This window comes from Campylobacter armoricus, assembly GCF_013372105.1.
GTDB lineage: Bacteria > Campylobacterota > Campylobacteria > Campylobacterales > Campylobacteraceae > Campylobacter_D > Campylobacter_D armoricus.
The window spans coordinates 1,014,964-1,035,186 of the sequence record NZ_CP053825.1 but is presented as its reverse complement, the minus strand read 5'-3'; the positions used below and the strand labels follow the sequence as shown (position 1 = coordinate 1,035,186).

The window sequence follows — 20,223 nt, the reverse complement described above, 5'->3', positions numbered from 1 at the left end:
ATGAAATTCCAGCAAACATTATCTAGTAAAAGCATATATGCAAAAAAAATTAATCGCTTTTTTATGCTTGCTATGTATGAAAAATACAAAAAATATCTTCCAAAAACTAGAAATATTCAAATCATCGGAACTAATGGTAAAGGAAGTACAGGTAGGTTTTTAGCACTTTTGTTATTAAATCAAGGATATAAGGTTGGGCATTATAGTAGTCCACACATATTTGATTTTAATGAGAGATTTTGGTTAAATGGTAAAATTGCAAACAACAAACTTTTAGAAAAAGCTCATGAAAATTTAAATAATGTTTTTTTGGATGATGTTGAAAGGCTTAGCTATTTTGAATATGCTACATTTTTAGCTTTTTTTGTTTTTAAAGATTGTGATTTTGTTGTCTTAGAAGCTGGAGTTGGTGGAGAATATGACGCAACTAGTGTTTTTGAAATCGATTTTAGTATTTTTACTAACATAGGTTTTGATCATCAAGATTTGCTAGGTAGGAATTTACAAGATATAGCAAGAACTAAATTAAAAGCAATGAGTGGTAAAGCCCTAGTTAGTGCTAAACAAGAACAAATAGTGATTAATATGGCTAAAAAAATTGCAAGATTGAAAAATGCACATCTTGATATAAGTTTTTTATATAAAAATAAAAAAATTTATTCAAAAGCTCAAGAATATACATCTAAAAATAATTTAGTATTTTTTTTAAAAGATAATCTCTTGCTTGCATTAGAAGCTTTTTCTAAAATTTGTGATAAAAATGAAGAAGAACTGATTAAATGCTTGGAATTTTTACCAAAGCTTGATTTAAGAGGAAGATGTGAGCAAATTAGTGAAAATATATTTATTGATGTTGGACATAATGAGATGGCAGCTTTGGCTTTAGCTGAAATTTTCAAGGAAAAAAAAGTTCATTTAGTTTATAATTGCTTTTTAGATAAAGATTCTTATAAAATTTTAAAAGCTTTAAAGTCTATTGTAAAAATTGTAGAAATTTTTGAATATGAAAGCAAAGATAGAGCTTTAGCAGGTGTTAATTTGTTAGCAAATTTAGAAAAATTAAATATAAAATATCAAAAATTTAAAGAAATTAATAAAGATGAATTGTATTTAGTTTTTGGTTCTTTTATTTTGGTAGAGAATTTTTTAAGAGGCTATAATGAAAGATAAATTTACATTAACCATTACAGATGTAAATGGTTCTAGACATTTTTTATTAAGTCAAATAATAAAAAAAGTAATTATTTATTTTACTTCTTTTGTGTTTGTTGTTATTGTTATGGGTGCTTTGTATATTAATTATTTAGCAGAAAAAAGAACAGAGCTTATAAAAGAACAAGATGCTTTATTGGCAAAAAATACTAAATTGTTTTCTCAAAATGAAAGTATGCAAAAAAGTCTAGAAGAAAAAACAACTTTATATGATGAACTCCAAACTCAATTAGCAAATATAGAAGATAATTTAGGGTTGAAACAAGATGAGAGTTTAGATATACCTGAAAGATTAGAAAAGATTAAACTAACAAATGACCAAGCTTATTTGTTTTTAACTCAAATTCCAAATGGACATGTGATAGAGGATAATGGAATTACGGGTAATTTTGGGTGGCGTCATCATCCTATATTAAATAAAAAAGAATTTCACCCTGGTATTGATTTAAGGGCGGCTTTAAAAACACCTATCTATGCTCCTGCGAATGGGGTGGTTGAATATGCCGCATATAGTAATAATGGTTATGGTTATTCAGTTATTTTGATACATAATTTTGGTTTTAAAACAGTTTATGCTCATATGTCTCGACAAGATGTTGTGAAGGCGGGTCAGTTTGTTAAAAAAGGAGACTTATTGGGCTATACAGGAAATACAGGACTTTCTACTGGTCCGCATTTGCATTATGAAGTTAGATTTATTAATAAATTATTAGATCCTAAAATTTTTATAGACTTAAATAGAAAAAATTATGAACAAATTTTTGATAAAGAAAGGAGAGTTCCATGGCAATCTTTAATAAAGGCTCTATTGCTTCAGTATCCGAAACTACAGTCATTTCAAACGGCGCAAAAATAGAAGGTAAATTTTATTTTGATTCTATGCTTCATTTAGATGGAGAGATTACAGGCGTAATTAATTCTTCAAATGTGATTGTTATAGGCAAAAGTGGTGTTTTAAAAGGACAAGTTAAAGCAAGTAAAATTGTAATTAATGGAGTTTTTGAAGGAGAAATGCAAGTTGATTCTTTAGAAATTCTATCTGGTGGAGTGCTTAATGGTAATATCATAGTTAAGCAATTAAGCATAGAAAATGGCGGAAAATTTAATGGAAGTAGTAAAATAATTGAAAAAGATGAAGAACTTGCAGCTATTGATGTGAGTATAGAAAATACAGAAGATGCAAGCTAAATTATATGAATATTTATTAAGCAACAAAACCGATTTAGTAATTTGTGAAAACGACAAGGAAGCAGATGAATTAGCTCAAGTTTGCTTCTTTTTGAAATTTACAACTTTTGTTTTGCCTGATTTTAGAGCAGAATTTGGTAGTGATTTGCGATCTTTTTCTAAAGAACTTTTTGAAATTTGCAAAGTGTTAAATGCATATCATAAAGAAAATGAGAAAAAAATTTTAATCTCTCCTATAAAAACAATTTTGCAAAAATTACCAGGCAAAAAAAACTTAAAAAATATCACTTTGAAAAAAAATTCGCTTTTGATTTTGGAGAAATTTAAAGAAGAAATTTTACATTGTGGTTATGAGTTTGTAGATATTGTTCAAGATAAGGGTGAAATTTCAATACGCGGAGATATTATAGATATTTTTGCAATTAACGAAGAATATCCCTTTAGAATTTTACTTTTTTCTGATGAAATAGAAAGTATAAGATATTTTGATACACATAGTCAAAAATCAATTCCAAATGAACTTTCTAGTATTGAAATTTGTCCTTTTTTAAGTAGTTTTACTCAAGAACAATATAATATTTTGCAAGAAAAAATTCAAAATTTTCAAAGCCAAAGTATTATCAATGATGTTAATTCTTTAGGATTTTGGTGTATTGATGATTTTTATGATTATTTAAATTTAAATTTTGTAAGTATAAAAAAATTTGACGAACAAGACTATGAAAAAAATATCAATAAAATTAATCAAAATGTCTTGCCAGAACCAAGATTATGTAAAGATTTAGTGAGCACTTATAATTATGATTTTTTTAATTTTCACAAAGACAAACAAATTGTAATTTTAGCTAAAAATGAAGCTTTATTTAAGGTTTTAAATTTACAAGAATTTTCAAATATTAAATTAAAAATATCTCAGGAAAGAGTAAATCTAATCACTCCAAAAGAACTTATTATTTCTTTAAATAAAAAAGAAAAAAACAAAAGAGTTAGAAAGGCAAGTTTAGTTATAGATGAGCTTAGAGTGGGTGATTATGTTGTGCATGAAGATTATGGTATAGCTAAATTTTTAGGGCTTGAAATTATTGTGATAGCAGGTGCAAAAAAAGAATTTGTCGCTCTTGGATATTTAAATAATGATAAGCTTTTATTGCCTGTTGAAAATTTATATATGATTGATAAATATATTGGTGCAAGTGGTGGCGTGCCTTTGCTTGATAAGCTTGGCAAGGGAAGTTTTTTAAAATTAAAAGAAAGATTGAAAGAAAAATTATTTGCCATTGCTTCTAATATAGTCTCTTTGGCTGCTGCTAGGGCTTTGATTAAGGCTAAAGTTTTGGATATATCTGAAAAATTACAAGATGAATTTATAAACAAGGCAGGTTTTTTATACACCAAAGATCAAGAGATAGTATGTAAAGAAATTAGTCAAGATCTTAAAAGTTCTCGTGTGATGGATAGATTGTTAAGTGGTGATGTGGGTTTTGGAAAAACAGAAATTGCTATGAATGCTATTTTTACTTGCATTAAGAGCAATTTTACAGCATTATTTTTTGTGCCTACTACTTTGCTTTCTTCGCAACATTATAAAACTTTAAAAAAAAGATTTAATCCTTTTGAAATTGATGTTTTTAAGCTAGATCGTTTTACAAGCTCAAAAGAAAAAAAACAAATTTTACAAATTTTAAAAGAAAATAAGCCTTGTGTGGTGGTTGGTACGCATTCTCTTTTAGGGGTTGAGTGTGAAAATTTAGGTTTAGTTGTGATAGATGAAGAACACAAATTTGGTGTAAAACAAAAAGAAAAGCTCAAAGAGTTAAGCAAGAATTCACATATTCTTTCTATGTCAGCCACACCAATACCAAGAAGTTTAAATCAAGCTCTTAGTTCTTTAAAATCATATAGTGTTTTACAAACCCCACCTGAGGATCGTTTGGATGTGCGTACCTTTGTTAGAGAAAGCAATGATGCTTTAATTAAAGAAGCTATTTCTAGAGAATTAAGAAGAGCAGGACAAATTTTTTATATTCACAATCATATAGCAAGTATTGATGGATGTAAAAAATATCTTTTGGATTTATTTCCCAATTTAAAAATTTTAATCTTGCATTCAAAAATTGATGCAAAAACCACTGAAGAAGAGATGATTAAATTTGAAAACAAAGGTTATGATTTATTGCTTTGTACTTCTATAGTAGAAAGTGGTATTGATCTAGCAAATGCAAATACTATTATAGTTGAAAATTCAGATCGTTTTGGTATGGCTGATTTACATCAGCTTAGAGGACGAGTAGGGCGTAGTGCTAAACAAGGTTATTGTTATTTTTTAATTGAAAATAAAGAAAAAATCACACAAGATTCTTTAAAAAGACTTACAAGTTTAGAAAGCAATTCTTATTTAGGCTCAGGAAGCGTGCTTGCTTATCATGATTTAGAAATTCGTGGTGGTGGAAATTTATTAGGTGTGGATCAAAGTGGTCATATAGAGCAAATTGGCTATAGTTTGTATCTTAAAATGTTAGAAGATGAAATTAATAAACTTAGTAAAAAAGAAGAAATTAAAGAGAAAAAAATAGATCTAAAACTTAATATTAATGCCTTTTTAAATAGTGAATATATCAGTGAGGATCGCTTGCGATTAGAACTTTATAGAAGGCTTAGCAAATGCATTAGTGTAAATGAAGTATATGAGATAGAAAGTGAGATGAATGATCGTTTTGGTAGACCTGATATTTTCACTAAGCAGTTTTTAGATTTAATCATTATAAAAATTTTAGCTAGTAAGCATTATAAATTAATAAGTAATTATGAACAAAACATTTGTTTTGTAAAAGATGATGAGAGTAAAGAAGTTATCAAGGCAAAAAGCAAAGATGATGATGATGTGATTGAAGCTGCATTGATGCATTTAAGAAAGAGTGAAAAAGTATGAGCGGATATGAAATTTTTAAAACTTTAATTTATGCAAATATTAAATATAAAGATTTTGATTGGTTGGAAGGTAATAATCTAAGTGAGTTTGAAATTTTAATTTCTGTAGTTTTGACTCAAAATACAAACTGGAAGAATGTATTAAAATCTTTGGAGAATTTAAAACAAGCAAATATTACAAAGATAGAAGATTTGTCAAATTTAAGCACACAAGATTTAGCACTTTTAATAAAACCAAGCGGATTTTATAATACCAAAGCAAAATATATTAAAAATTTCACTCAAAAATATTTCCAAGATTTTAATTCTTTTGATAGCTTTAAAGAACAAGTAGATAGAGAGTGGCTTTTGAGTATTAAGGGCTTTGGACAAGAAAGTGTAGATGGAATTTTAAGTTATATTTGTAAAAGAGAAGTTTTAGTGGTGGATGCTTATAGTGCAAGAATAGCTAGTTATTTAGGATATGAATATCAAAATTATGACGATTTGTCGGGATTTTTTAAAAAAGATATAGCTAAAAATCAACAAAAACTAAATACTTTGCTAAAAAAAGAATATCAATTATATGAACTTTATCAGATTTTTCATGCTCTAATTGTTTCATTTTGTAAAATGCACTTTCAAGGTAAAAAACTTTCTTTAGAGGCTACCGCTATATTAGACCCTTTAAAATTTTAAATTTATTTTTTATTTAAAAAGCGAATTTCTTATGATTAAAGTGCTATAATGTATCTAACTTCATGAAAAGGAGAGATAATGAATACAAGTATAGTTGGAAAACAATTCGAGCTAACAGAATCTATCAAAGAATATGTAGAAAAAAGCTTTGATGCGTTAGGTAAATATGGCTTAGATATAATCTCTGCACGCTGCGTGATAAGTGCAGATGAAAGACATGGAAAAAAAGGATTTTGGGCTGAATTTAGTATTAATCTAGCAGGTATTAACACTGTTGTGGTTAAACAAAAAGATAAAGATTTATATGCTGCGATAGATTTAGCTATTGATAGAATTTCTAAAGTTTTAAGAAGATTGCATGATAAAAATATTACTCATAAACACCAAGATGAAATAAAAGAAAATTTGGTGTTGCCAAGTGTAGTTGAAGAAGATGAAATAATTCCTATGGAGCTTGAGTTATATAAGCCTTTAGAAATCGAAGAAGCACTAGAAAAACTAAAAGCAAGCAAGGATATATTTTTAGTTTTTAATGATATTGATGCAAAAATGAGAGTGTTATTTAAGAAAAAAGATGGCAAATTTGGCTTGTTTTAAAAAGATCTAGCCTTTTAAGGCTAGATTAATTAAAATATTTTATTAAATATTTTATCAATTGCTTGATCTACTTTTTTACCCGTATTTTTAGCACCATCACTAGCATTTCCACCTATTGTATTAACAATAGAATTTACAACACTTTTTGTATCAAGACTTACTTTAGGATCTTGTGTTGTTTCTTTTATAATTCCTTTGAAATTTGCTCTATCGATGATGATATTGAAAGGAATGTTTAATTTAGTACTTTTTGTATCAACTTTGCCTTTGCTGATGTTTATATTACTTCTATCAGCTACTAGGTTTAAATTTAAATCTATAAGATTTTTATTGATATTTATTTTAGCTTCACCGTTGCGATATACATCTTGAGTTATATCTTTTTGCAAAAGTATCATTAAAGCATTAGTTATAAGATTTTTTTTAAGTTTTCCATCAGCTAAATTGATTAGCACTACACCACTTTCTTTTAAAAGATTATAATCAATGTTTAAATTTGATCTTGCTTGATAATAATCAGGTAAATCCAAGCTTTGAGCAAGATTTGAAAGATCAATATTTTGCATTTTGGCATTGAAGATATTGTTTTTTAAGGTAGCATTTAATTTTCCGTTAAAAATATTTTCACTATTAATACTTGCATCAAGTAAAGCATTTTTAAAATCAAATCTTCCTTCAAAATCAGCTTTACCTTTTAAATTTCTATCAACTAAAAAGCCAAGTGTTGAGAAATCTTGTAAAGAAATATCATAAGTGCTTATTAGATTCATTTGATTAATATCAAATTTTCCTTTAAAAGAATTTATATTAGCAAAAGAACTTAGAGCTTTAGCATTAAAATCAATGATTGATTTGGAAATTTTTCCATCAAGATTGATTTTGGCAGAAGTGTTTTTTGGAAATTTTTTCTCTAAAAGCTTAGATAATTCTACTTCGTTAAAAGAAGAATTTATATTTGCTTTAAAATCACCATTAATGTTTTTAAAGTCAAGAGAATCTAAATTTACATCAGCATTTATATCTCCAAATGCTAAAACTTTTTGTCCTATTAAAGGGAAAAGTTGTTCTAGTTTTACATTTTCTATTTTAGCTTGTAAGGTTTTGCCATTAGATTTAGCATTGATGATACCTTGCATAATTTTTATGTTTGCATCTATATTTTGAATTTGATTTGCTTTGAGATTAACTTTAGCATCTAGATTTAGTGGTCCGTTAAGATCTTGTTTGGTTAAAGGTTTTAATTTATTAAGATTATCTACAAAAGCGCTAATTTGTGCTTTTAAATCTTGATTTACAAGATTGTATGAACCTTTTAATTGAGGTATTTTTGCTATATTTGAATCAAGCAAGGCTTCATAATCAATCAAAGAATTTTTTGCATTTGCTTTAGCTTGTAATGTGAAAGTTGTTGATGGAAAATCTAAATTAGTAAGTTTTTTAAATTCTAAAATATTGATTTTTGCTTTGTTTAATTGACTTGTTAAATCAAAGTTTTTAAAATCCAAACCTTGTGTTTTTAGTTCTAAAATTAATTTAGATTCTATAAAAGCAGGCATAGATATTGTTCTTAAAAGTTCAGCTACTTCTATGTTTGTTGTATTGATATTTAGATTGTTATTTTCTAACATAGCTTTTAGATTACCACCAAAACCAAATAAATTAGCATTTAACTTTTGAAATTGGTTGTTTGCAAAAATCATATCGCCTTGAATTTGACTTTTGCCTTGAAGTTTCATTTTAGCTATAGTTGAAAATTGATCCAAATCATCTAATTTTATGTCAAAATCACTAGTGAAGATTTGTTTTTGTAAATCATAAATACTTTTTTGTGTATAGAAATTGAGAAAATTACTTAAAATTTCACTTTTTGATATAATCTGATTATCTTGTATTAGCGATCTTATCTCACCTTTAATGTAGCTTTGTTTTGGTAAAGTAATATTAAAATCTTTTTCGATTAAAGCCTTATTAATAGAACTTGTATAAAAGTTGATTAAGGCATTACCATTTGGCTTTAGGTCTTTAGCTTGAATATCACTGATAATACTAATTTTTCCTTGAGCATATCTTGGAAGAGAAACAAAATCGAATATTTGTGCAATATCTATATCTTTTCCTAGGAATTTAAGATTAAGTGGTGAATAATCAATAATTTTTGCATTTAAACTAAGATTGGAGTTAAATAAAAATCCACTCCCTTCAATATCAAAATTGTTACTTTTTCCTAAAACTTTTCCTTTAAAAGTAAAATCTTTATCACTTTTTAGCCCTAATTCTTGAATATAATTTTGTTTTAAACCTAAAAGATAATTTAAATCAAATCTTAATTTTATAGGTGAAATAACACCATCAATATTTGCAAAAAATTTATCATCTATATCCGCTTTAATATCAAGTGATGAAAAATTTATTTTAAAGGTATTAAATTTAACATTTAATCCACTTTTTTCAGCTATAAGATTTTCAATCTTTGGTTTTAAAAATGCATTACCTATACTAGTAAAAATCAAAACATAAATACTTAGTAGTATTAAACACAATATTCCTGTAAAAATGTAAAAAAACTTTTTCATAAATCAACCTTTATAATGATATATCATATAATTTTAGTTATATAGACTAAACTTATATTATACATTCTACTTAATTTATTGACAATTAACTTTCTTTTATGTATAATTCTATCACTCAAAAATAAAGAGTGCTAAGAATAATTCAATTAAGAAAGGATATAAAATGAATTTTCAACCTTTAGGAAAGCGTGTTTTGATAAAACGCTTAGAAGAGATGAAAACTACTGCTTCTGGAATTATTATACCAGATAATGCTAAAGAAAAACCATTAAATGGTGAAGTTGTTGCAGTAAGTAAAGAAGTAGAAGATATTAAAACTGGCGATAAAGTAATGTTTGCAAAATACGGCGGAACAGAAATTAAACTTGATAATGAAGAATATCTAGTTTTAAGTATTGATGATATTTTGGGTATTATAAAATAAAAGGAGATAAAAATGGCAAAAGAAATATTTTTTTCAGACGAAGCAAGAAATAAACTCTATGAAGGCGTTAAAAAACTAAACGACGCAGTAAAAGTAACTATGGGGCCACGCGGTCGCAATGTGCTAATTCAAAAAAGCTTTGGTGCTCCTAGTATAACAAAAGATGGTGTTAGTGTGGCTAAAGAAGTAGAGCTTAAAGATAGCCTTGAAAATATGGGAGCTTCTTTGGTAAGAGAAGTAGCTAGTAAAACAGCTGACCAAGCAGGTGATGGAACAACAACAGCAACAGTTTTAGCACATGCAATTTTTAAAGAAGGTTTAAGAAATATTACAGCTGGAGCAAATCCTATCGAAGTAAAACGCGGTATGGACAAAGCTTGCGAAGCTGTAGTAGCAGAACTTAAAAAACTTTCTCGTGAAGTTAAAGATAAAAAAGAAATTGCACAAGTTGCTACAATTTCTGCAAATTCAGATGAAAAAATTGGAAGTTTAATTGCTGATGCTATGGAAAAAGTTGGAAAAGATGGTGTTATTACCGTTGAGGAAGCAAAATCAATTAATGATGAATTAAATGTAGTTGAAGGTATGCAATTTGATAGAGGTTATTTAAGCCCATATTTCATTACAAATACTGAAAAAATGACTGCTGAGTTACAAAGTCCATTTATTTTATTGTTTGATAAAAAAATTGCTAATTTAAAAGATTTATTACCAATTTTAGAGCAAATTCAAAAAACGGGCAAACCACTTTTAATTATAGCTGAAGACATTGAAGGTGAAGCTTTAGCAACTTTAGTTGTAAATAAATTAAGAGGTGTGTTAAATATTTCAGCAGTTAAAGCTCCTGGTTTTGGTGATAGAAGAAAAGCTATGCTTGAAGATATTGCTATTTTAACAGGTGGTGAGGTTATTTCTGAAGAGCTTGGAAGAACTTTGGAAAGTGCTAGCATTCAAGATTTAGGTCAAGCTTCAAGTGTAATTATTGATAAAGATAATACAACTATTGTAAATGGTGCTGGTGAAAAAGCAAATATTGATGCAAGAATTAATCAAATCAAAGCTCAAATTGCTGAAACAAGTTCAGATTATGATAGAGAAAAATTACAAGAAAGATTAGCTAAATTAAGCGGTGGTGTGGCTGTGATTAAAGTTGGCGCTGCTACAGAAACTGAAATGAAAGAGAAGAAAGATAGAGTTGATGATGCATTAAGTGCTACAAAAGCTGCTGTTGAAGAAGGTATAGTAATAGGTGGTGGTGCTGCATTAATCAAAGCAAAATCAAAAATTAGTCTAAATTTACAAGGTGATGAGGCTATTGGTGCGGCCATTGTAGAAAGAGCATTAAGAGCGCCTTTAAGACAAATTGCTGAAAATGCTGGGTTTGATGCTGGTGTAGTTGTAAATACAGTAGAAAATAGTAAAGAAGAAAACACTGGATTTGATGCTGCAAAAGGTGAGTATGTAAATATGCTTGAAAGCGGTATTATTGATCCTGTAAAAGTAGAAAGAGTAGCTTTACTTAATGCAGTTTCAGTAGCTAGCATGCTTTTAACAACCGAAGCGACAATTAGTGAGATTAAAGAAGATAAACCTGCTATGCCTGATATGAGTGGAATGGGCGGTATGGGAGGTATGGGCGGTATGATGTAAGTCGCTCTCCTGATTTTTAAAAGCAAGGATTTTCCTTGCTTTATTTGCACTATCTCTAGAGGTTAAAATGCCTATTCAACCAAAACCTATTACAAGAAAGTATGAAGATATAGTTAGAAATATAAATGAAGGTTTTTATCAAATTCCAAAATTTCAAAGGGATTTTGTATGGAAAAAAGAACAAGTTGCTAAATTAATTGATAGCTTAATCAAGGGATTTCCTATAGGAAGTTTTATTTTATGGAAAACCAAAGAAAGGTTAAGATCATTAAAAAAAATTGGTAACCACTTTTTAAATGATACAAAAGAAGGTGATTTTGTTTTATATGTTTTAGATGGTCAACAAAGAATGACTTCGCTATATCTTGCAATAAATGGTGTTTCAGTAGGAAAAGAAGATTATAAAGAACTCTATATTAATTTGGATAAACTTGAAACAAATGAAGAAATTTGCAGTATAGAAAAAGGAGAAGGAAGTTGTATAAGTTTTTATGATTTAATGAATGCCTCTATTGTGGATTTGGTAAATAATTTTAGTAAAGACCTAGATAAAATAGATAAATTAAGAAAATGGATAAGTTCGTATGAATTTTCAACCATAGAGATTGATGATGCTTCTATAGAAAGAATAACTGAAATTTTTACAAGAATTAATACAACTGGAAAAGATTTGACATTATTTGAAATAATGAATGCTAAAGTCTACGATGAAAATAAAAAATTTGATTTAGAGGATAGCTATAATAATCTTATAAGAGAATTGGAAGTTAGTGCATATGAAACAATAGCTGAAAACAAAACTATTGTTTTGCAATTAATATCTTTAAATTTAACAAAGAATTCTAAAACGAGTGCAATTTTATCCATAAATAAAAATCAATTTATAAATGAATGGGACGATGCAATTAAGGCATTAAAATTAGCAATCGATAAAATAAGAGATTATTTTAAAATAGAAGTATCAAAACTTTTACCTTATTATGTTTTAATAGTTCCAATTGCCTATTTTTATAGAATTAATAATTTTAAACCTCCAACTAATACTCAATTAAAACAGATTGAAAGATATTTTTTTAGATGTGCAATCAGTTGGAGGTTTTCTTCTTCTGTTGAAAGTAAATTAAACTCTGATATAAAAATAATTGAAAATATCAAAAACAATATAAACGTAAATTTTGATAAAGAATTACCATTGCAAAACAAACAAAAGGATTATTTTGTTGAACTTTTAAAAGAAGATTTTTCATCATCAAATGCTTTTAATAAAGCAGTTCTTTGTATATTAGCTTATAATGAACCTAAAAAATTTAGTGATAATTCAAAAGTAAGACTGGATAATTCTTATCTTAGTATAGCTTCTTCTAAAAATTATCATCATTTTTTTCCGAAAGCATATTTGAAAAGAATAAATAATACTGATAATGCAAATGCATTAGCCAACATAACACTAGTGGATGATTATTTAAATAAAAGAGTTATAAGAGATAGAAATCCTCAAGAATATATAAAAGATTTTGAAAAAGAAAATAGTAATATCGAAGAGGCATTGAAGTCTCATTTTATTATATATGATGATTTTGAGGATTATAGTTTGTTTTTAGATAAAAGAGCTAATATGTTAGCCGAAGAAATTTTAAAAAGAATTTAATTGCAAAAGGTATTATATAGTGAAAAATTTACAAGAAGAACAATTTTACAATTCAAAATACATTAAACCAAAAAGATATACTTATATAGGTAAAGATGGTAAAAAATATACTTGGGATTTTATAGAAGCAATGGATAGTGTTTCTATTTTTTTATATCATAGTCAAAAAGATTCGTTTGTTTTTGTAAAGCAATTTAGAATCCCTTTATGGGAGTATCAAAGACGCAATAATTTGCAAGTAGATGAGATGGGATATAGTATAGAACTTTGTTCTGGACTTGTAGATAAAAATTTAAGTTTAGAAGAAATAGCTAAAGAAGAGTGCATAGAAGAATTAGGCTATGCACCCAAAATTATGGAGAAAATAGGAGAGTTTTACACAGGATTTGGTTCTGGTGTGAGTAGGCAATTTTTATTTTATGCTGAAATTAATGAGAAAGATAAAATTAGCAATGGTGGTGGAGTTGATGGAGAAGATATTCAAGCAGTATGGGTAAAAAGAAAAGATTTTAGTCAATTTTCAAAGGAAAATCTTATAAAAACATCTCTACTTGAATATGCGTATTTGTGGTTTATAAGCAAGAAATGATTTTCTTGCTTTTTTAAAAAATTTAAAATTATTTATCCTCTTTATTTTCAATGCTAGCATCTTTTTCATCAAGCATTTCTTTGAAAACATTAAACAAATCTTCTGAAGCTTTTTCAGCATTAGAACATTTATCAAGTATTTGATTTTGAACTAATTTATTAGCTGTATCTTCTTCGTGAGCCAATGTAATTGCTTGGTTAATGTTTTCATGTACTTTTTGATGAGGGAGATTAAGTTTTCCAAAAGATCTACCACTAGAAAATCTTTCCTTACCTACACCTGCAATCCATTTTGCAAGTCTACAACTTAAATGATCAGATAGTGCTTTACCTGAGGCATGAATGATTTCATTGTAACCATTTAATTTAAATGCAACATGATCTAATTTTGCTAAGGAAACAAAAATTTCAGATGTGATTCGTTTTGCATGAGAACTTGTTGAGTTTGCGTTAGAAATAAGTTGTGTAAATTTGTTTGAAAATTGAACAATATGTTCATTTGACTCAAGTGATACTTTTTCCACTTGTTCGCTTTGACCATACATTTCATCCGCGTTTTGTTTTAGCAAATTGATGTTTAATTCAACTTCCGAAGTTGCTTTTTGAGTTTTTTCGGCAAGTTTTCTAACTTCATCAGCAACAACAGCAAAGCCTCTACCATGTTCTCCTGCACGAGCGGCTTCTATAGCAGCATTTAATGCTAAAAGATTTGTTTGATCAGACACATCTTTAATTAAATTGATGACATTTGTGATTTCATCAACACTACGATGTAAATTTCCGGCTGTATCTCTTGAACGATTTGCTGATTCTATGATGCTTTGAAGTGAAGATATGATAGATTGGGTAATAGAGTTTAATTCTTGTATATCTTCTAAAGAAGAATCAGAATATTGAGATATCATTTCTGCTTTATTAACATTTTCTTGCATATCACCTTGCACCCCAGATATCCCTTTCAAAACTCCGGTTAAAAGCATTTCCAAAAGATGGGTTTCTAGATCAGTTTTTCCACAATCATCTTGAATTTCTTTTTCGTATTTTTCAATTAGTTCTTGTTTTTCTAAAAGAAGTCTTTTGTTTTCTTCCTCTAAAGCTTCTATCTTACTCTTCATTTCCTCTAATTCTAGTGAAATTTTACTTTTAAACATGATAAAAATTCCTTTCGGGGGGGGGGGATTTATTTTTTGTAATTTGTTAAATAGGTGTTTAACTCATCTTTCAATTTTAGTTTTTCTTTTTTTAAATTTGCTATTTCTAAGCTATCTAAATGAATTCTACCTTCTTCTGCATCTTTAATTTTGTGATCAAGCTCGTTGTGTTCATCAAATAACTTGTCAAAATGCATATCTTTGCCTTTTAGCTCAGTGATTAGATCTCTAAATTCATGTAGCATTTACATCTCCTTTTCCAAAAATTTATAAAATGAATTATAAATTAAAATATATTAAATGTATTTTAATTCATCAGGTTTTTGTTTATTTTTTATGATTTTTTTAGCTATCTTTATACTATCGGCTGTTCCTACTATTAATAGCTTTGCACCAGTTCCAATGAGAGTATCGCCTCTTGGCATAGGTGTAAATTTTTTATTTTCAATGATTCCTACTATACTTACATTTGCCATATCTCTTAGATGGATTTCTTTTAATCTTTTAAATCTAACCCAAGATTCATCTGGAATTTTGATTTCTTCTAAGTCAATGGGGCTATTTTTTTTATAAAGATAATTTTCTAATAAATTTTCCATATCCGGTCTTGCCGACATTGCACTAAGTCTTTGTGCAACTAATTTTGTGGCAGAAACTATAGAATTTGCTCCAAGTTTTTTAAGCTTTTCTGTTTCATCCTCATTACTTGAACTAGCAAGAATAAAATAAGGGTTAATTCTTTGTAATTCTTTTTCAAATAGTCTTACTGAGGCAATGATAGCGATATTATCTGCTATGTTATTGCTAAGTGTTATTACACCTTTTGCACTAGAAAGATTTGTTTTTAAAAAAGCTATATTAGTATGAGGAGCACTTTCTATATAATAAGGATAATTATATTTTTCAGCTATTTCACTAAAATTTTCAATCTCATCTACGACAACAAAAGGAATATGATTTTCTCTAAATTGCTGTGCTAATTCTATAGTAAAATCATTATGATAGCATATTACAAAATGATTTTTTAATCTTGCAACTTTATGAAGCATTCTTCTTTCCTTGATGATTTTGGATAAAATACCTTTTTTAACTATTTCTATTACCAAACCCATACAAAAGGTAAAAATTGTAAAAGTCAATAATACATATATAACGGTGAAAATTCTACCTGCAGTTGGTATAGGATTTACCTCTGTATAACCCAAAGTAGTGAAAGTCATACCAGCTTGATAAATAGCATCGTTAAGGTTGTAATTACTTGTGAGCATATAGCCAAAAGCTCCAATTAATGTCATCATTACAACAGCAATGAGAGGGATTCTTAGAAATTTAAGCTGCTCGTAAAGTTCATCGTTGAGATTAATTGAAGGTTTTGGGGAGGGAGACCAATTGAGGAATTTTTGTAGCTTTTTCAAAAAAGACATAACAATTCCTCTTTTACATTAAGGATTATTTGCTACTTTGTTTTTTAAGTGTTCTTAAAGTCGAAGCAGCAACTCTAACTTTTCTAGTAGTTCCATCTTCTAAAGTAATACGAACTGTTCTTAAATTTGGCAAAAAGCGTCTTTTTGTTTTATTGTTAGCATGACTAACATTATTACCTACCATAGGTCCTTTTCCAGTGATTTGGCAAATTCTTGACATAAATTTTCCTTATGAAATAAAAATAATTTTTAGCATTATATCTAAAGCAAGCTTAAAAAAATCAAATATTATTAAAAATTATATAAAGAAATTTTGATAATAAGTATGATAGAATTATTTTTTATTTTATTGGAGAGATATAATGTATGTAGCACCAAGTTTATTGTCTGCAAATTTTTTAAATTTAGAAAATGAGATTAAAGAAATATCTCAAGCAGGGGCTGATTTGTTGCATATTGATGTGATGGATGGGCATTTTGTACCAAATCTTACTTTTGGACCTTGTGTGGTTGAAAATATTTCAAAAATCACCTCCATACCTTTAGATGTGCATTTAATGGTGTATAATGTAAGTAGTTTTGTAGATTTATTTATCCCAGTAAAGCCAAAATTTATTAGCTTTCATTTGGAAGCTGAAAATCATCCTATTAGAGTGTGTGAGTATATAAGAAAAAATGGTATTCACCCTGCTATTGTTTTAAATCCACATACTCCAGTTTCGAGCATAGAGCATATTTTAGAATTTGTAGATATGGTGCTTTTAATGAGTGTTAATCCAGGCTTTGGTGGGCAAAGTTTTTTACCTTTGGTGTATGATAAAATCCGTCAATTAAGAGAAATAATAGATAAAAAAAATCTTAAAGTTTTTATAGAAGTTGATGGTGGGGTAAATGGCTTAAATGCACCTGATTTAGATGAAGCAGGAGCTGATATTTTAGTCGCAGGTAGTTATATTTTTTCTTCACAAGATAAAAAAACAGCAATTAATTCTTTAAAGCTTGAATTTTGAGCCAACAACAAATCGATGATTTAATCATCAAGTTAAGCAAAGAAAACAAACCATTTCCTTGGGTTTTAAAAGAACTTGCAAAAATAGAAGAGCTAAATCATTATGATTTTGATTTGTATATTTTTGAACTTTTAGGACTTGGGGTGGAGCTTAATGCACAAAATTGCTTGTGTTTAAAAAGTAAAAATACAAAAATAAAAGATGAAATTTTTTGTGTAGTAGATATTGAGAGTACTGGTGGGATTAAAAGTGGTCAAATTTTAGAAATAGGTGCGGTGAAAATTCAAAATTTTAGAGAAATTGATAGATTTGAAAGTTTTATAAAAGTAGAAAGCATACCTGAAAATATTACAGAACTAACCGGAATTAGCTTAGATATGGTTAAAAATGCACCATCTTTAAAGAATGTTTTAAGTGAATTTAAATTGTTTTTAAAAGATAGTATTTTTGTAGCACATAATGTGCGTTTTGATTATCATTTTATATCTAAAGTTATGCATGAAAATAATTTTGGGGTGCTTTTAAATAGAAGATTATGTACTATTGATTTGGCTAAAAAATGTATCGAAAGTCCTAAATATGGCCTTGATGCTTTAAAAGAGCTTTTGTGTATTGAAAGTAAGCATCATAGGGCTTTAAATGATGCTTTGGCTGCAAGTGAAATTTTAAAATATTGTCTTAAAAAAGTTCCTTTTTATATAAAAACCACTGAAGAATTGTTACATTTTAGCAAACAAGCTAAAAATCAAATAAAAAAATAATTTTTCATATTTATTTTTATATTTAAATATAATCACAAAAATTTAATAAGAGCAAGAGCTTGTGATAAACTAATTTTATTCAATATGAAAAAATTCTAAAAGCTGGGGAGGGATTTTGGTAAAAAAACAATCTTTTAGCTTTGTAGTTGTTTAATCATTTTTGAAATAATTGTTCTATCATAAAACTAATTTAAATTGATGCTTTGTGTGATTTAATTTATCTAGCATACAAAAATAAAATAAATTTTAATAAAAGAAATATTAAAATATAGATATTATAAAATAAGGTAGGTTATTATGCAAATTCAACCATCAATGTATATCAATAGAGAACTTTCTTGGCTTGCATTTAATTCCCGTGTTTTAGATCAATGCTCTAAAGATCTTCCTTTGCTTGAAAAACTTAAATTTATTGCTATATATTGTACTAATTTAGATGAATTTTATATGATAAGAGTGGCTGGTTTAAAACAGCTTTTTGTAGCAGGGATAAGCACGGCAAGTAATGATGAAATGTCGCCTTTAGCTCAACTTAAGGCTATTAGAAATTATTTACATGAAGAAAAATATGTAGTAGAACAATATTTTACTAAGATAACTCAAGATTTAGAAAAAGAGAATTTATTTATTCGATCTTATGAAGAGCTTGATGAGGATTTAAAACAACAATGTAATGAGCATTTTTTTTCTAATATTTTTCCTGTGATAGTGCCTATTGCTGTTGATGCAACCCATCCTTTTCCGCATTTAAATAATCTTTCTTTTTCTTTGGCAGTGAAGCTTTGTGATCCTATGCATCCTGATCTTTTAAAATTTGGTATGATACGCATACCTAGGGTTTTACCAAGATTTTATCAAGTAAGTTCTAACATTTATGTGCCTATAGAAAGTATAGTGCGTCATCATACAGAGCATATTTTTCCAGGCTATAAGCTTTTATCTTCGGCTGCTTTTAGAGTAACTAGAAATGCGGATATGGAAATAGAAGAAGAGGAAGCTGATGATTTTATGTTGATTTTAGAGCAGGGTTTAAAGCTTCGTAGAAAAGGTGCTTTTATACGCTTACAAATAGAAAAAGGTGCAGATGATCAGTTGATTGAATTTTTAAGTTCTCATATGAATATTTTTCATAAAGATATTTATGAGTATAGCATACTTTTAAATTTACCTTCATTATGGCAAATCATTTCCAATAAAGAATTTACGCATTTGTTAAATCCTGTATATACACCAAAAATTCTACCACCTTTTGGGGATAATGTATCTATTTTTAGCGCAATTGATAAACAAGATATATTGGCTATACAGCCTTATGAGAGTTTTGAACCTGTGTATCAATTTATCAAAGAAGCAAGTAAAGATCCTAAGGTTGTTTCTATAAGAATGACTCTTTACAGGGTAGAAAAAAATTCAAACATAGTTCAAGCTTTAATTGATGCAGCAAGTGATGGCAAGCAAGTGACTGTAATGGTAGAGTTAAAGGCACGTTTTGATGAGGAAAATAACTTACACTGGGCAAAATCATTAGAAAATGCAGGGGCACATGTTATATATGGGATTACTGGTTTTAAAGTGCATGCAAAAGTTGCTCAAGTTATAAGAAAAGAAGGGGAAAAGTTAAAAATTTATAATCACCTTAGCACAGGAAATTATAATGCAAGCTCGGCAAAAATTTATACCGATGTGAGTTATTTTACTTCTAAAGAAGAATATTCTCAAGACACAACAACTTTTTTTCATATACTTTCAGGATATAGCAAAAGCCGTCGCTTAAAGACTTTATCGATGAGTCCAAAACAAATCAAAGAGAGAATTTTAGATATGATAGCTACTGAAGCAAGTTATGGAAAAGATGGGGTAATCATAGCCAAAATGAACGCTTTGGTAGATGGAGATGTAATTAAGGCTTTATATGAAGCCTCAAATAAGGGTGTAAAAATTGAACTCATTGTAAGAGGAATTTGTTGTTTAAGACCCGGGGTAAAAGGATATAGTGAAAATATAAAGGTTAGAAGTATAGTAGGAAAATATTTAGAGCATGCTAGAATTTTATATTTTAAGCATACAGCACCAAATTATTTTATATCAAGTGCTGATTGGATGCCAAGAAATTTAGAAAGAAGACTAGAGTTGATGACTCCTATATTTGATGAGCATTCTCGTGCAAAATTAGCTCAAATTTTAAAATTACAATTAAGTGATAATGATTTAGCTTATGAGCTTGATAATGAAGGAAGGTATCGTAAAATTAGTTTAAAAGATGAAGAAAAGATTAGTAATTCTCAACAAATTTTAGAAGAGTATATTGGTAGAATTTTTAACACTTTGAAAAAAGATACTGATCATAGCAGGGCAACGCATTTAGCAACAAAACTTTTTAGAGATAGTTAA

Annotated in this window: 18 protein-coding genes and 1 pseudogene; 13 read left to right on the top strand and 6 right to left on the bottom strand. The window is 28.0% G+C overall.

Annotated features, from left to right (window positions below; translation table 11 throughout):
* The 6 genes from CARM_RS05360 to hpf all read left to right on the top strand — a co-directional run bounded on the left by CARM_RS05360 (position 1) and on the right by hpf (position 6,603).
* Positions 1 to 1,170, top strand: a complete 1,170-nt coding sequence (locus CARM_RS05360; protein ID WP_139425807.1) for a Mur ligase family protein — start codon at positions 1 to 3, stop codon at positions 1,168 to 1,170.
* Positions 1,157 to 2,068, top strand: a complete 912-nt coding sequence (locus tag CARM_RS05355) for a M23 family metallopeptidase (RefSeq protein ID WP_236103577.1) — start codon at positions 1,157 to 1,159, stop codon at positions 2,066 to 2,068. The genes CARM_RS05360 and CARM_RS05355 overlap by 14 nt, the downstream gene beginning before the upstream one ends.
* Positions 1,996 to 2,400: a bactofilin family protein gene (locus tag CARM_RS05350; RefSeq protein WP_139425811.1), complete on the top strand. Its 405-nt coding sequence runs from the start codon at positions 1,996 to 1,998 to the stop codon at positions 2,398 to 2,400. Before CARM_RS05355 ends, CARM_RS05350 begins: the two co-directional genes overlap by 73 nt.
* Positions 2,390 to 5,329: a transcription-repair coupling factor gene (gene mfd, locus CARM_RS05345; RefSeq protein WP_139425814.1), complete on the top strand. Its 2,940-nt coding sequence runs from the start codon at positions 2,390 to 2,392 to the stop codon at positions 5,327 to 5,329. Before CARM_RS05350 ends, mfd begins: the two co-directional genes overlap by 11 nt.
* Positions 5,326 to 6,006: an endonuclease III domain-containing protein gene (locus CARM_RS05340; protein WP_139425816.1), complete on the top strand. Its 681-nt coding sequence runs from the start codon at positions 5,326 to 5,328 to the stop codon at positions 6,004 to 6,006. Before mfd ends, CARM_RS05340 begins: the two co-directional genes overlap by 4 nt.
* A gap of 78 nt (positions 6,007 to 6,084) precedes the next feature.
* The gene (hpf, locus tag CARM_RS05335; protein ID WP_139425818.1) at positions 6,085 to 6,603 is read left to right on the top strand and encodes a ribosome hibernation-promoting factor, HPF/YfiA family; all 519 of its coding nucleotides are present in this window, start codon (positions 6,085 to 6,087) and stop codon (positions 6,601 to 6,603) included.
* A 29-nt stretch (positions 6,604 to 6,632) separates the two neighbouring features.
* Here hpf and CARM_RS05330 read toward each other — a convergent pair whose 3' ends face one another.
* Positions 6,633 to 9,176 carry a translocation/assembly module TamB domain-containing protein gene (locus tag CARM_RS05330; RefSeq protein ID WP_139425820.1) on the bottom strand — a complete coding sequence of 848 codons (2,544 nt, stop codon included), beginning with the start codon at positions 9,174 to 9,176 and terminating at the stop codon, positions 6,633 to 6,635.
* Between the two features lie 163 nt (positions 9,177 to 9,339).
* On the opposite strand from CARM_RS05330, the gene groES reads away from it, so the two are divergent.
* The 4 genes from groES to CARM_RS05310 all read left to right on the top strand — a co-directional run bounded on the left by groES (position 9,340) and on the right by CARM_RS05310 (position 13,487).
* Positions 9,340 to 9,600 (top strand): co-chaperone GroES, encoded by a 261-nt coding sequence (gene groES / locus CARM_RS05325; protein WP_139425822.1) that lies wholly within the window; start codon positions 9,340 to 9,342, stop codon positions 9,598 to 9,600.
* 12 nt (positions 9,601 to 9,612) lie between these two features.
* Entirely contained in the window at positions 9,613 to 11,250 is a 1,638-nt protein-coding gene (gene groL, locus CARM_RS05320) for a chaperonin GroEL (protein WP_139425824.1), read from the top strand.
* 67 nt (positions 11,251 to 11,317) lie between these two features.
* Positions 11,318 to 12,898 (top strand): DUF262 domain-containing protein, encoded by a 1,581-nt coding sequence (locus CARM_RS05315; protein WP_139425826.1) that lies wholly within the window; start codon positions 11,318 to 11,320, stop codon positions 12,896 to 12,898.
* A 16-nt stretch (positions 12,899 to 12,914) separates the two neighbouring features.
* A complete protein-coding gene (locus tag CARM_RS05310) occupies positions 12,915 to 13,487 on the top strand; it encodes an NUDIX domain-containing protein (protein ID WP_236633245.1) in 573 nt (190 codons plus the stop codon).
* A gap of 28 nt (positions 13,488 to 13,515) precedes the next feature.
* Here CARM_RS05310 and CARM_RS08600 read toward each other — a convergent pair whose 3' ends face one another.
* The 5 genes and pseudogenes from CARM_RS08600 to rpmB form a co-directional block, all read right to left on the bottom strand.
* Positions 13,516 to 13,893, bottom strand: coding sequence for a CZB domain-containing protein (locus CARM_RS08600; RefSeq protein WP_412842200.1), 378 nt, complete (start codon positions 13,891 to 13,893; stop codon positions 13,516 to 13,518).
* Positions 13,894 to 13,962: 69 nt separating this feature from the next.
* Positions 13,963 to 14,247: pseudogene (locus CARM_RS08595) on the bottom strand (methyl-accepting chemotaxis protein); the annotation flags it as partial.
* Positions 14,248 to 14,666: 419 nt separating this feature from the next.
* Entirely contained in the window at positions 14,667 to 14,882 is a 216-nt protein-coding gene (locus tag CARM_RS05300) for an HP1242/YdcH family protein (protein WP_139425832.1), read from the bottom strand.
* 51 nt (positions 14,883 to 14,933) lie between these two features.
* Positions 14,934 to 16,061, bottom strand: a complete 1,128-nt coding sequence (locus CARM_RS05295) for a potassium channel family protein (protein WP_139425834.1) — start codon at positions 16,059 to 16,061, stop codon at positions 14,934 to 14,936.
* Positions 16,062 to 16,086: 25 nt separating this feature from the next.
* Positions 16,087 to 16,281 carry a 50S ribosomal protein L28 gene (rpmB, locus tag CARM_RS05290; RefSeq protein ID WP_012661734.1) on the bottom strand — a complete coding sequence of 65 codons (195 nt, stop codon included), beginning with the start codon at positions 16,279 to 16,281 and terminating at the stop codon, positions 16,087 to 16,089.
* Between the two features lie 142 nt (positions 16,282 to 16,423).
* On the opposite strand from rpmB, the gene rpe reads away from it, so the two are divergent.
* From rpe to CARM_RS05275, 3 genes are all read left to right on the top strand, one after another.
* Positions 16,424 to 17,071 (top strand): ribulose-phosphate 3-epimerase, encoded by a 648-nt coding sequence (gene rpe, locus CARM_RS05285; RefSeq protein WP_139425836.1) that lies wholly within the window; start codon positions 16,424 to 16,426, stop codon positions 17,069 to 17,071.
* Entirely contained in the window at positions 17,068 to 17,832 is a 765-nt protein-coding gene (locus tag CARM_RS05280) for a 3'-5' exonuclease (protein WP_139425838.1), read from the top strand. The genes rpe and CARM_RS05280 overlap by 4 nt, the downstream gene beginning before the upstream one ends.
* A 297-nt stretch (positions 17,833 to 18,129) precedes the next feature.
* Positions 18,130 to 20,223 (top strand): RNA degradosome polyphosphate kinase, encoded by a 2,094-nt coding sequence (locus tag CARM_RS05275; protein ID WP_139425840.1) that lies wholly within the window; start codon positions 18,130 to 18,132, stop codon positions 20,221 to 20,223.